15 protein-coding genes are annotated in these 15355 nt (G+C 46.5%); 2 read left to right on the top strand and 13 right to left on the bottom strand.

What is annotated here, in order from left to right:
* Positions 1 to 23: 23 nt before the first annotated feature.
* From BUC05_RS17295 to BUC05_RS17275, 5 genes are all read right to left on the bottom strand, one after another.
* Complete coding sequence (locus tag BUC05_RS17295; protein WP_073305502.1) at positions 24 to 1394, bottom strand: MATE family efflux transporter; 1371 nt, start codon at positions 1392 to 1394, stop codon at positions 24 to 26.
* 627 nt (positions 1395 to 2021) lie between these two features.
* Positions 2022 to 3752 (bottom strand): methyl-accepting chemotaxis protein, encoded by a 1731-nt coding sequence (locus tag BUC05_RS17290; protein ID WP_167369586.1) that lies wholly within the window; start codon positions 3750 to 3752, stop codon positions 2022 to 2024.
* A 174-nt stretch (positions 3753 to 3926) separates the two neighbouring features.
* Positions 3927 to 5222, bottom strand: coding sequence for a CitMHS family transporter (locus BUC05_RS17285; protein WP_073305498.1), 1296 nt, complete (start codon positions 5220 to 5222; stop codon positions 3927 to 3929).
* A gap of 70 nt (positions 5223 to 5292) precedes the next feature.
* The gene (locus tag BUC05_RS17280; protein ID WP_073305496.1) at positions 5293 to 5604 is read right to left on the bottom strand and encodes an AtuA-related protein; all 312 of its coding nucleotides are present in this window, start codon (positions 5602 to 5604) and stop codon (positions 5293 to 5295) included.
* Positions 5601 to 6938, bottom strand: coding sequence for an acyclic terpene utilization AtuA family protein (locus tag BUC05_RS17275; protein WP_073305485.1), 1338 nt, complete (start codon positions 6936 to 6938; stop codon positions 5601 to 5603). The genes BUC05_RS17280 and BUC05_RS17275 overlap by 4 nt, the downstream gene beginning before the upstream one ends.
* Before the next feature lie 197 nt (positions 6939 to 7135).
* Between BUC05_RS17275 and BUC05_RS17270 the strand changes: the two genes are divergently transcribed.
* Positions 7136 to 8491 carry a sigma-54 interaction domain-containing protein gene (locus BUC05_RS17270; protein WP_073305483.1) on the top strand — a complete coding sequence of 452 codons (1356 nt, stop codon included), beginning with the start codon at positions 7136 to 7138 and terminating at the stop codon, positions 8489 to 8491.
* 79 nt (positions 8492 to 8570) lie between these two features.
* Here the strand turns inward: BUC05_RS17270 and pdxT are convergent, their stop codons facing one another.
* Both pdxT and pdxS read right to left on the bottom strand, forming a co-directional pair.
* Entirely contained in the window at positions 8571 to 9158 is a 588-nt protein-coding gene (gene pdxT / locus BUC05_RS17265; RefSeq protein WP_011245313.1) for a pyridoxal 5'-phosphate synthase glutaminase subunit PdxT, read from the bottom strand.
* Between the two features lie 4 nt (positions 9159 to 9162).
* Entirely contained in the window at positions 9163 to 10050 is an 888-nt protein-coding gene (gene pdxS / locus BUC05_RS17260; protein ID WP_011245312.1) for a pyridoxal 5'-phosphate synthase lyase subunit PdxS, read from the bottom strand.
* A gap of 121 nt (positions 10051 to 10171) precedes the next feature.
* Here pdxS and BUC05_RS17255 point away from each other — a divergent pair, with 121 nt between their 5' ends.
* Complete coding sequence (locus tag BUC05_RS17255) at positions 10172 to 11566, top strand: MocR-like pyridoxine biosynthesis transcription factor PdxR (protein WP_063608184.1); 1395 nt, start codon at positions 10172 to 10174, stop codon at positions 11564 to 11566.
* A gap of 2 nt (positions 11567 to 11568) precedes the next feature.
* Here BUC05_RS17255 and BUC05_RS17250 read toward each other — a convergent pair whose 3' ends face one another.
* The 6 genes from BUC05_RS17250 to BUC05_RS17225 form a co-directional block, all read right to left on the bottom strand.
* Positions 11569 to 11835 (bottom strand): hypothetical protein, encoded by a 267-nt coding sequence (locus tag BUC05_RS17250; RefSeq protein ID WP_073305480.1) that lies wholly within the window; start codon positions 11833 to 11835, stop codon positions 11569 to 11571.
* 207 nt (positions 11836 to 12042) lie between these two features.
* A complete protein-coding gene (locus BUC05_RS17245) occupies positions 12043 to 12555 on the bottom strand; it encodes a D-lyxose/D-mannose family sugar isomerase (protein ID WP_073305659.1) in 513 nt (170 codons plus the stop codon).
* Between the two features lie 9 nt (positions 12556 to 12564).
* Complete coding sequence (locus BUC05_RS17240; RefSeq protein WP_011245309.1) at positions 12565 to 13650, bottom strand: PTS fructose transporter subunit IIC; 1086 nt, start codon at positions 13648 to 13650, stop codon at positions 12565 to 12567.
* 14 nt (positions 13651 to 13664) lie between these two features.
* Complete coding sequence (locus BUC05_RS17235) at positions 13665 to 13982, bottom strand: PTS fructose transporter subunit IIB (RefSeq protein ID WP_011245308.1); 318 nt, start codon at positions 13980 to 13982, stop codon at positions 13665 to 13667.
* A complete protein-coding gene (locus tag BUC05_RS17230) occupies positions 13979 to 14443 on the bottom strand; it encodes a PTS sugar transporter subunit IIA (protein WP_073305478.1) in 465 nt (154 codons plus the stop codon). The genes BUC05_RS17235 and BUC05_RS17230 overlap by 4 nt, the downstream gene beginning before the upstream one ends.
* A gap of 16 nt (positions 14444 to 14459) precedes the next feature.
* Positions 14460 to 15335: a ketose-bisphosphate aldolase gene (locus tag BUC05_RS17225; RefSeq protein WP_011245306.1), complete on the bottom strand. Its 876-nt coding sequence runs from the start codon at positions 15333 to 15335 to the stop codon at positions 14460 to 14462.
* Positions 15336 to 15355 lie beyond the last annotated feature (20 nt).

Raw genomic sequence — 15355 nt, 5'->3', positions numbered from 1 at the left:
GCGCCGGACCATGCTTGTTTACTTTAAACTCCTTGCTGTTCTTGTTTGCCTATTACTAAAATGGTATCGCGGTCTCGGTACAGCAAAAATGTCGCAAGGATAAACGATAGCAAATCGGCAATAGGAAATGCTAAGAACACGCCGGTGATGCCCATATATTGAGGCAGCAACAACACAAGGGGAATTAGGAAAATGATTTGCCGTGACAGTGATAAAATCAAGGCAGGGATTGGTTTGCCAAGAGCTTGGTACAAACCGCCGGCGACCACTTGTACGCCAGCAAGAAAGAAACCAGCGAACATGATTCTCATCGCTGTTGTGCCTGTCTCAATCGCAAGAGGGTCTGTCGTGAAAATTCGCATCGAAAGAGCTGGGAAAGCCATCATAATAAAGACAACGCCAATCGAACAGGCGACCACGACTTTTAATGTCAGCCAAATGGTCTCACGCATTCGCGCAAATTGTTTGGCTCCATAATTGTAACCGACAATCGGCATCATTCCTTGCATAACGCCAATCATCGGCATCACCGTAAACATCATAATCCGCTGGATGATGCCAAATACACCGACGTGCATATCGCTTCCATGTTGAATGAGCATCGCGTTGATGGCGATCATCATCAAACTCCCTGATGCTTGTTGGACAAATGCAGGAAAGCCGACAGACAAAATTTCCTTTACGACAGAAAACCGCAGAGACACGCTTGTCCAACTTAGGCGCAACGAACTTTCACCTTTAACGTAATACCGCAAAATAAAGAAGCTCACCGCTCCTTGGGCAACAACCGTGGCGACGCCTGCCCCTTTAACGCCCATATCGAGAGCAAAAATGAAAATGGGGTCGAGAATGATATTCAGAATGGCCGGAATGACCATCGTCACCATCGCAAACCGAGCGTTTCCTTCCGAACGAATAATATTATTTGTTGCAAATGTAAAAGCAAAGAATACCGTACCTAGCATGATCGGGAACATGTAGTCATAGGAATACGGCAAAATATCCGGAGTGGCGCCGAATAAGACAAGCAAATCATCCAGAAAAAATAGCGCCGTGATTAAACCGGCGACGCTCATGACTACAATGAGCGCAAGCACTGTACCGAACACGCGATTGGCGTCTTCGTGCCTGTTTTCTCCTAGCCTTCTAGAAATGACAGACGCGCCGCCAATTCCCACAGCTGCCGAGACCGCCATCATGATCATCATGACGGGGAAAGCAATCGTTAGACCCGCCACCGCTTCAATGCCAACACCATAGGAAATAAAGAGAACGTCGACGACATTGTAAAACGCCATGACAAACATACCGATCATGGCTGGAACCGATAGATCTCGAAGCAATTTTCCGATCGGTTCGTTTCCTAACTTTGTGCTATTGTTCGTCTGTTTCATGATAAAATCCTTCCATTAAACGGTTAACATCCTCAAGCATTGGAGGAAAACGCTCCTTGCTTTTCATATGAACCGTCCTTTTCCTTTTAACCTAAGAGCTCTTTGCCATCTCCCCTTTTTCCTCAACTTGCTGCTTAGCAAGCTAGCTTTAGTTATTGATGGACAGACAGCCAAAAGTTTGACTCTAATATGTTCTCCATGAGGAGCGTGTTTTTCCTTCTACCTAATTATAGGGAGGGAAACACCGTATACTAATGAAATGTTGGGGCACACAAGTACAGAATCTGTCTAGAAGGCCGACTCCATTAACCCTTACGGCCCTAACCATACAAAAAAACTGCAGAATGCCTGTTCTGCAGCTTAACGTAAACGGCTTTACTATTGGGAAGACGCCCTAAAAAAAGAAAGGCAGACGTATCCGCCTTTCTTCAAGTTCTTTTTACAAGCCCCGTAGAAAAGTTATAAACTTGGACAGACAGACGGATTCCGTTTACTCTGCAGCATGCAGAGCCTTGAACTATGAAATTACGTGTCCAAAACAAATCCAATCTGGCTGCGCATCGTTTAAACCCCTCCTCTTTCAAGTAATCTTACTATACTGGTGAAATAGCTGTCTGTCAATGTATATTATTCTGTTTTATAATAAGCTAAATCGTCATTCATTTGCTGGTTTAGAGCTGTTAATTTTTCTGCGGCGGTGGCGATCGTTTCTAAGGCCGTTCCTTGTTCATCAAAGGAGGCTGTGATTTCTTCAACGGATGCGGCTGTCTCTTCTGCTACACTTAACGCTTGTTCCACCGAGAAAGTCATCGTTTTTGCTTGACCTGTAATATTTTCCATTTCATTTTCGATAATATAAATGGCGCCGCTTGTCTTTTGAATAGAAGCTTCGATCCCTGTGAATACTTCTGCTGTTTGTTTGACTGCTTCTTTTAATTCATCTGAGTAGTTGCCCGTTTGTCCGATTAGCATGATGATTTGCTCCATCTCGTGTTCAACTCCAGAGATGACCTCTTTTATTTCAGCTGTACGCGTATTCGCCTGTTTCGCAAGCTTGCGTACTTCTCCAGCAACGACGGCAAAGCCATTGCCATGTTCTCCTGCCTGGGCTGCTTCAATGCTTGCGTTTAAAGCTAAAAGATTCGTCTGCTCGGCGATGCCATTAATCACTTGCGTTACTCGCGAAATGTCTTGGATTTTTCCATATAATTTAGTAATGCCGATGCTGATATCTTCTGACGCTTGGTGGGAATTGGAATGGGACTGTTCCAAGTGGGAAACCATTTCTCTTCCTTTTGCAGAAGCAATGGAAGACTCAACGGATGTTTCCACCACTTTTTGCTTTTGCTCGTTGATTGATTGAATCGACTGGTTCAATTCCCCGACTTGCTCATTGGCTTTTTCCAGTTGGATGGCTTGATCTTGCGTTCCTGACCCGATTTCATTAACAGCTAAAAGCATCTCTTGGGCCGTTGCTGATGTCTCTTCTGCTACTGCTGACAAGTCCGAGGCCCGATCGAGGACATTGATGCCAGATTGCTGCAAATCAGCAACCAATTTTTTCAATTGGGTCGTCATTGTATTGAATGACCGACCTAACCGGCCAATCTCGTCGTTGGACTCTGGCAAGTTCGAGTAGGAAATGTCGCCGTCAGCAATTGCAGCTGCCGCAGTCGCCACTGTTTCCAGCGTTTGCACTCTTTTGCGGATAAGCCAATAAGCGGCAAGCAATGCTGCAATGGAGACGATAGCTGTTAATGCCGTTATATAATAACCAAGCTCTTGAATGTCGCTATAAAATTCGCTTTCAGTTGCCGTCATGCCAATATGCCAGCCCCAAGGTTCGAAGTATGTCATGTAGCTGATTTTTTTTACTTGTACACCGTCTTCAACACGATTATAAAACGTAAACCGATCTTCTACATTTTCCTTTCTAGCACTTTCGACAAATTGTTCCCGATTTGTCGTGTCTTCCGGAATTTCACCGATCTCATTAGTAGGGTGAAGTTGGGTTGCGTAATCTTCTGTATACGCTACCATATATCCGTCTGATTTATAAGAAAACAGCGATTTGGAATGCTCATATCCGTTTTCTGTTTTAGGTCCAGAAATCAGCAAACGTGCCCGTTCCTGCCCTTCTTCTAGCGATATTGTGCCATTCTCGATATCCTCTTGTATGGCTGTTAATAGAGGCAGCGCTGCATCGACAGTATGTTTCATATCAAGCATGCCCGCGTCAATCAGTTGATTTTTCGCTAACGTATACGTAGTAGTGCCAATTGCTAAACTTGTCATTAGCACACATGCTACAAGCAAAGCAGTTAATTTAACTAAGATTCTATTCCTAAATCTTTTCATGAACATCCCTCCCCCTTTTTGTATCGGTTAAAAAGTGACAGGGATGAATATTGCTTATCTCGTATCAGGATGCTTATTTCCCGTCGGCACGAGGAACCGTTTAAACGTAGCCTATTAATCGAAAACCTCTCATTCTTCTTTCGTTTAGCGGCAATAACCCGTTTTAGCTTTTTATTACCAGCCAGACAACACGCCAGTAAGCAAAGCAAATAGCGCCATCCATAGTGTCGTTAAAAAGGCCCACTTGAACATAAACCGTTGATGGTCGCCTAGTTCTACTTGCGCGAGGCCAATCAATAAAAACGTTGATGCCGTCAGCGGACTAAGGGGAAAGCCGACTGTCATTTGCCCAAGTACGGACGCTTGAGCAATTTCAATTCCAGGCACGCCATACATTTCTGCCGATTGGGCAAGAATCGGCATGACCCCGTAATAATAGGCATCAGGATTAAAGACAAGGCTGAGGGGCATGCTCGCAACGGCAACGACGATTGGCAGCGAACGACCAAGTTGTTCAGGTACAAGGTCGACTAGTGCTACCGCCATTGCCTCGATCATCCCTGTGCCTGTCAGGATGCCAGTAAAAATTCCCGCTGCAAAAATAATCGATAACACCGGCACCATTCCTGACGCCTGCAGCTGGATTTGTTGCATTTGTTCTTTTGGATTCGGGTAATTCATTAGCAACGCAAGCACAAAGGCAATAATAAAGACAACAGGCAGTGGCAACCATTGCATCACCAATGTTGTTAACGTCAAGGCGGTCAACAACAAGTTGGGAATAAACAACTTGGGGCGTTTCATGTTCATTTGTTCTTCTGTTTGGCCACTGCTCATTGAATATTCAATCGATTGGACACCAATGCGTTGTCGCTCTTTTTTTCCAATCCAGTACGCGACAAATAAAAGCCAAAGAAATCCTACCGCCATCGAAGGCAATAGTGGGATAAATATTTCACCAGGATCAATGCCAAGCGCGCTGCCGGCGCGGGCAGTCGGACCTCCCCACGGCATAATATTCATGAGGCCAGCTCCAAGGCCAACGATTCCTGCCAAGACGATCCTGCTCATGCCGAGTCGATCATAAAGAGGCAACAAAGCTGGGATCACGATTAAGAACGTTGATGCCCCTGAACCGTCAAGATGAGCAACCATCGCAAACAATAGTGTGCCAACTACTACTTTTAATGGGTCGCCTTTTACTGCTTTTAAAATCCGGCCAAGAATCGGATCAAACATGCCCGCATTGTTCATAACGCCGAAAAACAAGATCGCAAAACCTAACATAACGCCAGTCGGGGCGACAAGTTGAATGCCCTCGAGCATGTGCTCGCCGAGCTCAAGGCCAAACCCGGCAATGATGCCAAAAACAATTGGAATCAACACAAGTGCAACGATAACTGACAGCCGCTTCGAAACGATGGAATAGAGAAACACCGCGATCGTAAGAAAACCAAATAATGCTAGCATGAAATCCCTCCTTATTTAAGCGCTTTCAATTGCATAAAATACTAAACGAGCATAGACGATACCCGCTCGTTTATAACCAAACTTCCATTTCAAGGAGATACCAAGAGAGCGATTTACCATGTGCATCAAAATCAAGGGCGGCTGCTACGCCACCTGGACGAGTGCCATGGATGACAAAATGGAGTGCGGCCAATTGAGGAAGCTCATAACGGTCAACACTGCCAGAGGCTAGTCGGCGAAAATGTTGCTTGACCGCCGCTGCCGTTATTTGTTGCCTTACGTTTTCGTAAAATCGTTCATCGTACAGAAACAGGCTGACCGTTGTCTGTTCGCCTTTGTCGCCTGCCCGAGCATGGGAAATTTTATATAAAGGTGTAGTCATGCTATTACCTCCGTTACGAACACTTTTGTCTTCACCATGGTTCGTGGAATCGATGCTGAATAGGCAGAAACGACACGTTTTGCCTGTGATCGAACTCCGCCTGGACCCCCTGGGCCATTTAGCCACAAGGCTTCCACTTCTTCCCCAACACGTTCAGCTTGCCGGCGGTCCTTCGCTCTAGCAGCTACACGGAGAAGGACTTCATATGGGCGGACGGACGGCTCATTCTGAAAAAGCCCATTCACCCCAAGCAATTCATGTTTAACCTCTTGCTGGTTAAACCCTGCACTTGTCAATCGGGCCAATACGATTTCAGCGGCGAGACGGGCCCGTTCAGCTGCACCGTAGCCTCCATAGGCAATCATGCCTTCACCAATGTAGCCTTGGTTCACGCCAATTGTCGCTTTTAGTTGAGCGGGCCGCTCACGACCGTTTCCCCCGTTCACTGCAATCCGGTTGTCAGCAACCTCCTTAAACCTTACAGATGAAAAATCGGCGGTAACATCGGGCGTCATATAGGCAGTTGGGTCCATTACTTCATACAATAATTGCTCTTTGCATGTTTGGAGCGTCACCGTTCCCCCGCTTCCTGGCGTTTTCGAAATGATGCCAGTCCCATCAGCAAAAACATCAGCAAATGGCATTCCGAGCCGGTGCAACTCCGGCACACGCTTATTGCAGCCATCAGCAAAATAACCACCACTTACTTGGGCGCCGCACTCAAGCAAGTGGGCAAGTACTGTTCCTGCACCAAGCAAATGCCAATCTGAAAGCTCCCAGCCAAACTCATAAACCATCGGCGCCAAAAATAATGAAGGATCTGCAACACGGCCAGTTAGGATCACATCGGCTCCTTGCACCAAAGCAGGCAAAATCGCGTCAACTCCTAAATAAGCGTCAGCGGAAATAACATCATCACCGAATGTGGAAAGAGGGGCGCCCGTTTCCCATAAAGGAGGGTCGGCTTGTTTTGCTTGTTCAAGCACATCCGCACCAATTACTGTGGCGACTCTCAGCTTTGAAAGACCGAGAGAAGAAGCGATTTCTGCCGTTTTCTTTGCAGCACTTTCCGGATTAGCTGCCCCTAAATTTGTAATGACCGTTACCCCTTTGTCTTGGCATAACGGCAATAAAGCTGCCATGCGTTCTTCTAAAAACTGGCCATAGCCTTTTTCACGGTCTATCGCTTTTTCTAAGTGGGCAAGCGCCGTTGTCCGCTCGGCAAGCCCTTCCAGCACAAGATAATCTAAATCCCCGTGCTCCACTAAATCCACTGCTGCATCAATCCGGTCGCCTCCGTAGCCAGCGCCAGTGCCAATACGTATCGACTTCATACTCTCCCTACTTTCTACAATTTTTGCTATGCTATTTGAATGCAATCATTATGCCAACTGTTAATACGCGAACTTCCTAGGCTACAAGGCGCCATTTCTAAAAACAAAGAAATACATTCTAATAATTAAGAACAAAATTGGCCGTTTATCGCAAAGGCTGATATGATAATGAAAACGCTTAAAAAGGGGGCTTCCAAGTGAATGGACATGCCATTCTTGATGCCATTCAAGACGGCATTCTTGTCATTGACAAGCAAGGGATTGTCAAGAAAATTAATAACGAATATACACGCATCACAGGCGTTTGTGCACAGGACATTATCGGCAAACCCCTTCTAGAAGTCAGGCCAGAAGCACAACTTGTTTCCACGCTAAAAGACAAAAGCGTACGTGTCGGCGTTTATAGAAAAGTCAATGGCCGAGAATACTTAGTCGATATGGCGCCTATTTTTGATGGCGACCAAGTGGTAGGAGCCGTTTCAATTTGTAAAGGCAAACAAGAAGTGCTGGATTTGACAAAGACAATTGAACAGCAAAAACAACAAATTCAATGGTTGCAGCAAAAAGTAGAAGCCAGTTTTCAAGCGGCCCATCATTTTGAATCGATCATTGGATATAATCAAGGGTTAAAAGAGGTAACAGCGATTGCCCGCAAAGCAGCAACCGCTCCTTTTCCAGTCTTGATTACAGGAGAGAGCGGAACAGGGAAAGAGCTTTTTGCGCAGGCCATTCATAGAGAGGGGAAAAATGCCTCACAGCCGTTTGTACCAATAAACTGTGCAGCGATTCCAACAGACTTGCTCGAAAGTGAATTGTTTGGCTATGAAACGGGGGCTTTTACAGGTGCCCAGAAAAATGGCAAACTTGGCTTGTTTGAGTTGGCTGACAACGGTACGTTGTTCCTCGATGAAATCGGCGAACTGCCCCTTTCCTTGCAAAGCAAACTGCTACGCGTCTTACAAGAAGGAACGATACGGAGGCTGGGTGCTTTAAAGGAAAAACGCGTTTGTACCCGTATAATTGCTGCGACTAACCAAAACTTGGCGGACTTAGTGAGCAAAGGTTTGTTTCGCGAAGACCTCTATTATCGTTTATGTGTGTTCCAACTTCACATTCCACCGTTGCGTGAGCGAAAAGAAGATATCCCTTTGCTTGCCAAAACGCTGCTTGCCAGCCAATCTGACGCGAAGGCAGTGGGGCAAGTAAACATTAGCGACGAAGCATTGGAAAGGCTTAAGCACTATCATTGGCCTGGGAATGTGCGTGAACTAAAAAACGCGCTTCAATTTGCCCTTTGCATGATGGATGAACCCGTTTTGCACCCAAGCCACCTGCCGCCGCATTTGGCAACGGACCAATGGCAAAGGTCCACGCCAATGTCGTTTACTCCTCCTACGTCATTAAAAGCAGGCCTGGAGGAAGCAGAACGGCAGCTTATTACAAACGTACTTGCCAATTGTGACAATCATTTAGAAGGCAAAAAGCAGGCAGCAAAACGATTAAACATTTCCTTGGCAACGTTATACAATAAAATGAAGAAACACCGTTTGTAATTGTAGGGAGAATGGAAAAAAACCGGACGGAAATTGTCCGGTTTTTTCTGTATAACTTGCGCAGAAGCCGTTGCCTTTTTTAATGAGCTTCCAACACAGAGCGCTCTGCTACCATCTTTATAAACGCTTGATGCAAGCGGGCGTCATCCGTCAATTCAGGATGGAACGAACATGCAAGGAAAGAGCCTTGCTTGACGGCAACGATTTCTCCGTTGTATTCGCTCAAAATGTCTACATCTGGTCCGACTTCTTTAACAAGCGGCGCGCGAATGAAAACAGCAGTCAGTTTTTCGGCTACCCCTTTCACATCAAGCGTTGCTTCAAAACTATCCCGTTGCCGCCCAAACGCATTGCGCTCAACAACCATGTCGATAAAACCTAAGTGCCCATCTTGCTCACCCGAAAGAGTCTTTGCCATCAATATCAGTCCAGCACATGTTCCTAATATCGGCTTTCCTGATTCGCCAAATTCTCGCAACGGCTTAAAAAGTTGATACTTGTCAATCAACCTACGCATTGCCGTCGACTCACCACCTGGCAAAATAAGCCCATCGACTTCTGCTAGCTGGTCTGCACGCTTTATTTCGATTGCTTCTGCGCCACTGTTCGTTAATAAACGGATATGTTCACTAACCGCGCCTTGTAAGGCTAATACGCCAATTTTCATAGACTTACCACCCACGGTCCTGCATCCGTTCTGCCGGCGCCAATGTCGCCACGTCAATTCCTTTCATAGCGGAACCAAGGTTTTTCGAAAGCTCGGCAATCCGTTCATAATCTGTGTAATGGGTTGTCGCTTCCACAATTGCCCGAGCAAATTTTTCAGGATTGTCTGATTTAAAGATGCCCGATCCAACAAAAACGCCGTCAGCGCCTAGATGCATCATAAGAGCGGCATCTGCTGGCGTGGCGATGCCCCCTGCGGCAAAATTGACGACAGGCAATTGGCCCGTTTCCTTAATGTGCAGCAATAATTCATATGGGGCGCCTAACTGCTTGGCTTCCGTCATCAACTCATCTGTCGACATATGGGCTACTTGTTTGATTTGCGCCTGCATTTTCCGCATATGGCGGACTGCTTCAACAATATTGCCCGTTCCTGGCTCTCCTTTTGTACGAATCATTGAAGCGCCTTCGCCAATCCGGCGCGCTGCTTCGCCGAGATCGCGGGCTCCGCAGACAAACGGCACTGTAAAATCACGTTTGTTTAAATGATAGACTTCATCAGCCGGTGTTAGCACTTCGCTTTCATCAATATAATCGACACCCATCGCTTCCAGAACTTTCGCTTCAACGATGTGGCCAATGCGTGCTTTTGCCATGACTGGAATCGAAACAGCGTTTAACACTTCTTCTGTCACAGTTGGGTCTGCCATTCTCGCCACACCGCCAGCTGCACGAATATCAGAAGGCACCCGTTCCAATGCCATGACCGCCACAGCACCCGCTTCTTCAGCGATTTTGGCTTGTTCGGCATTAATCACATCCATGATAACGCCGCCTTTTTGCATTTGAGCCATTCCTTGTTTCACCCGGTCTGTTCCTACTACTTTTTCCATTTGTCCCACTCCTTTATCGTTGCTTTTTTTGGATTTGCTGACTAGTATAGAAAACAACTGACCACATTGTAAGTGTCAGTTTTTAAGAAAATGATGAGGTCAGAAAAAGGAGCGGTCTAACATGGAGCTGCTGTGGTGCGAATTAAATCGAGATTTGCCAACGCCCTTATATGAACAATTGTACGCACACATCAAAACGGAAATTACGGAAGGCCGCATTGGCTATGGCACGAAACTTCCCTCTAAACGCAAACTAGCCGACTCTTTAAAATTAAGCCAAAACACGGTTGAGGCAGCTTACGAGCAGTTAGTGGCAGAAGGGTATGTCGAAGTGATTCCAAGAAAGGGATTTTATGTACAAGCCTATGAAGACTTAGAATACATTCGGGCTCCACAAGCACCTGGAGATGCGTTAGCAACAAAACAAGACACGATTCGCTACAATTTCCACCCGACCCATATTGACACAACCAGCTTTCCATTTGAGCAATGGCGCAAGTATTTCAAACAAACGATGTGTAAGGAAAATCACCGTTTATTGCTGAATGGAGACCATCAAGGCGAGGCTTCATTTCGGCGCGAAATTGCCTATTACTTGCATCATTCACGTGGCGTCAATTGCACACCAGAACAGGTGGTAGTCGGCGCTGGGGTGGAAACGTTGTTGCAACAGCTGTTCTTGCTCCTTGGCGAAAGTAAAGTCTACGGGATTGAAGACCCAGGCTACCAACTAATGCGGAAATTGCTATCCCATTATCCAAACGATTACGTCCCTTTTCAAGTAGATGAAGAAGGCATTGATGTTGACAGCATCGTCCGCACAGCGGTAGATGTCGTTTACACAACGCCATCGCGCCACTTTCCTTACGGTTCTGTCTTATCGATCAATCGGCGCAAACAATTGCTTCATTGGGCGGAAGCACACGAAAACCGCTATATTATTGAAGACGATTACGATAGTGAATTCCGCTATACAGGAAAAACCATTCCATCCTTGCAAAGCATGGACGTCCATAACAAAGTCATTTATTTAGGCGCCTTTTCAAAATCATTGATCCCGTCTGTCCGCATCAGTTATATGGTACTGCCGGCACCACTTGCCCACTTATATAAAAACAAGTTTTCTTACTACCACTCAACGGTATCGCGCATTGACCAGCAAGTGCTGACGGCCTTTATGAAACAAGGGGACTTTGAAAAACACTTAAACCGGATGCGGAAAATTTACCGCCGCAAGTTAGAAAAAGTTCTGAGCCTGTTGAAACGATATGAAGACAAGCTATCGATAATCGGTGAACGTTCCGGCCTCCATATCGTTCTCGTCGTAAAAAATGGAATGGATGAACAGACACTGGTTGAGAAAGCATTAGCCGCCAAGGCAAAAGTGTATCCACTGTCTGCTTACTCCCTTGAACGCGCAATCCACCCGCCTCAAATTGTACTTGGCTTTGGAAGTATTCCTGAAGATGAATTGGAAGAAGCGATTGCGACAGTGTTGAATGCATGGGGGTTTTAAATTCACCCATCCCTTTCTAAATGGATCGTATGCCCTGTATCAGGGTCAACATAAGACGGATGAGATTCGGCCTCAACATACTCCAATCCATTTGTATCAGGAATATCTTTAGGATCAAGGTGAATGACATGTGGGTTCAGTATCGTTTCCCGTAGCAGTTGAGGCGTGTTTGTTGGTTGAGAGGTGTTTGTGGTTTGTGGAGTATCTTTTGACTCGGTGCAGCCAACTAACGCAAGTGCCAGGATCGGCATGACCAAAAGTCTATACATGAGAAACCCCTTTCCCGTTCTACTCGTTAAGAAAAGGGTACATGAAGCGAGTTAGAAATTCAATATTTTTCCTTTCAACGCTGCTGCTGGTTCTACTTAAAGTCCCTCTGGCCTGTTAAACCCGACACCCCCTTCAGGCAGTAATAAACGCTGCTTAAAGGGGGCGTGTGCTTACATACAGCAACTTAAAGCTGTTGGCCGTTCGCGTTATCGTGTAATACGCGGATCGGTAAAGATGTCACTGGCGTCGTCGCTGTGGGAAGAAAATTCACTTATGATTGCCCCTTGGGGCCCTGCTTGAAACCAGTGGCGCGTGTTTGGCGGAATCGTATATTGTTCCCCTGGCAGGAGCACAATTTTGTTAGCGGCTGTATAATAACTAGCATCTTCAGCTGGCGGATGGACACTTGGATCGTCCGTTGCCTCCCCTTCAACAAATAGATGGACACAGCCAAAGCGGCAGCGGAATGTTTCTTCTTTTCCAGGGGTGCCGTCTGGCCGGGGTGGGTGTTTATGTTCTGGGCACGTTTGGTTCGGGAACAGCACCAATTCCTTGGCACAGTAGCGCGGGCTGTTTACATAAGTGAACAGTTGCAAACCGCTTTGCTCAAGGCGCCCTAGCCCAAAGTCAGCAACTTCAATAGTGTCCGCTTCTTGGTCCGTTAAGAGAAACCCTTGTTCTTCAAGGGCTTCTCGTGTTTTTTGCTTTGCCGTTTCCATATCCACTACTTACAACCCCTTCGTCAAGCTGAAGTCGTCAAGGTCGACTTCCTCCTCTTCAGGTTCTTGTTCCATTGCCTCTTCCTCTTGTTTGACTGCCGGTTTCCACAATGACAACATCGTACCGGTAATGAGGCTGCCGATGGCAAGCGCTAACACAAAGTACCAAGGTTCAATCATCAGTGGTACCACAAACAAACCGCCATGTGGCACAGTGCTTCCGACTCCCCATACCATCGAAAGCCCGCCGGCAATTGCTGAGCCAAATGAGCACGAAGCGACAACGCGGATCAAGTCCCGCGCAGCAATTGGGATAACCCCTTCGGTAATCATGCAAATGCCCATTGGCACGGCTGCTTTTAATGTTTCTTTTTCTGCTTTTGTATATTTGTATCTTGTAAATAGGAAAGATAGAGCAATACCGAAGACAGGCACCATGGAGCCAATGAATTTTACTGCTTCTGGTTCATAAATGCCTTCTACAAGCAGCCCATCGGCAAATAACGAGGCCGTTTTGTTGACAGGGCCACCGAAGTCAAAACTGGACATTGCGCCGAGGATCGTCCCCATAAAGAAGCGCGAACCACCTTCCATTGATTGCAACAGACCTAGCAGTGAGTTTTGCATGCTGGCAATGGGCTGGCCAATGATTGTCAACATGAGCAAACCAGAGAAAGCGGTTGCAATTAAAGGAATAATCATGACAGGCATCAGACCAATCATGCTCTTTGGCACTTTCACATACTTTTTAATTGCCAACACGACATAACCTACTAAAAAGCCGCCGAGTATGCCGCCGATAAAACCGGCCTGGATTTCATTGGCAATAAAGCCAATGACGAGGCCAGGGGCGAAAGCGGGGCGATCGGCAATCGACATGGCAATCGCTGCTGTAAAAAGGGGAACGACGAGCGTCATGCCCCAACCGCCAATTTGGTTCAAGTAAAAGGGGATCGTTCCTTCATGGTTGGCGACATCGGCTCCTCCGAAGATTTGCCCTAAAGCAATGCACAAGCCGGCCGCAACAATCAGTGGGATCATATAGGAAATACCAGTCAACAGATGTTTTTTAATCGTCAAGCCGATTGATTTCATGCTGCTTCTCCCCTTTACACGTTTGCGTTCAATTCAGCTTCGATTTTCTTGATGAGCTGCTTTGGCGATTTGATGGCAATATGTGTCGGGATGCGGATGACTTTTTTCTCTTTGAAACGATCGCGCCCCGATATGCTAATGTCTGCTGCAATGATGACGACGTCCGCTTCCTTGATCTCGTTTGCTGTCAACTCATCTTCCGTGCCGATCGTCCCTTGTGTTTCAATCTTTACTTCGTGCCCTGCTTCTTGTGCCGCTTTTACAAGCTTTTCTTTCGCTAAAAATGTATGGGCAATTCCTGCCGTACAAGCCGCAACACCAACAATTTTCATGATTCTCCCTCCTGTTCATCAAATGCCTGTATAATGTCGTCTTTTGAGTTCGATTCAAGCAATGCGGCACACACTTCATCGCGGGCAAGCGCACCAGCTACTTTGGCCAGAAGCTTTAAATGAAGATTGCCCTCATCTTCTTTGCGTACCGCAAACAAGATAATCGCCTGAACCGGTTTTCCGTCTAACGTTTCCCAACCAATTGGCTGTTTCGTCCGGCCGATGGCAATCGCTGTGTGGCGAACAGCATCCGACTTGCCATGGGGAATGGCGACCCCGCCGCCAATCCCCGTCATGCCTTGAGCTTCCCGCTCATATACATCTTTTTCAAAGCCTTCTTTTGATTCGATGGCCCCATTCTCATCAAGCAAATCAATTAATTCTTTAATCGCGTCTTCTTTCGAGGTCGCGCTTAAATCAAGATTGATCACATCTTTATGCAATAACTCCGCTAGCTTCATTGGCCTATTTCCCCTTTCACTCACTGAGCTTGTACAACGGTGCTTTGCCTGTTGAACCGAAAAGCGCCATTTTTTTGCGCAACACTGCTTTCGCCGCTTCTCGGGCTTCAGGCATTAACACGTCCGGTTCAAAATCGTGTGGTTTCTCTTGGAGCGTTTGGCGCAACTGGTTGAAAAAGGCGCGTTTCATATCGCTAGAGAGGTTGATTTTTGCTACCCCTAATTGTGTCGATTGGCGGATGTCCTCATCTGGGTTATCCGAGCCGCCATGGAGGACTAATGGGATGCCTACTGACTCATTGATTTTCTCCAGCCGGTCCAGTTGGATTTTTGGCTTCATATGCTTTGGATAGAATCCATGAGATGTGCCAATCGCGACGGCAAGTGTGTCGCAGCCAGTACGTTCAACAAATTCCCGTGCTTCATCTGGTTCAGTGTAAAGAATTTGGTCTGCGCCTCCTTCAGAGCTGCCGTCATTGTTGCCGATTGTTCCTAGCTCGGCTTCTACGGAAACACCGACTGAGTGGGCTATTTCAACCGCTTGTTTCGTCAAGGCAATATTTTCTTCAAACGGCAAATGGGATGCATCCATCATCACCGATGTATAGCCATTTTGGATCGCCTGGGCAATATCAGCCAATGTCGCCCCATGGTCGAGGTGGATCACGATTGGCACGCGAGCACGGTGTGCTGCTTCTCTGGCGTAAGCGATAAACTCATTGCCTATAAGCGCCAACTCATTAGGATGGATTTGTAAGATTGCTGGCGATTTTTCTTCCTCTGCCGTCTCAATAATGGCGGATAGCAATTCGCTATTAGAAACATTGTAGGAGCCGACTGCAAATTTTTGTTCATATGCGACTTTAAGCAATTCTTTCATCGTGATAAGCATATAGTTTCCTCCAAGTTAAG

The organism is Shouchella rhizosphaerae, from assembly GCF_900142675.1.
Classification (GTDB): domain Bacteria; phylum Bacillota; class Bacilli; order Bacillales; family Bacillaceae_D; genus Shouchella; species Shouchella rhizosphaerae.
This window is presented reverse-complemented; position numbering and strand designations above follow the sequence as displayed.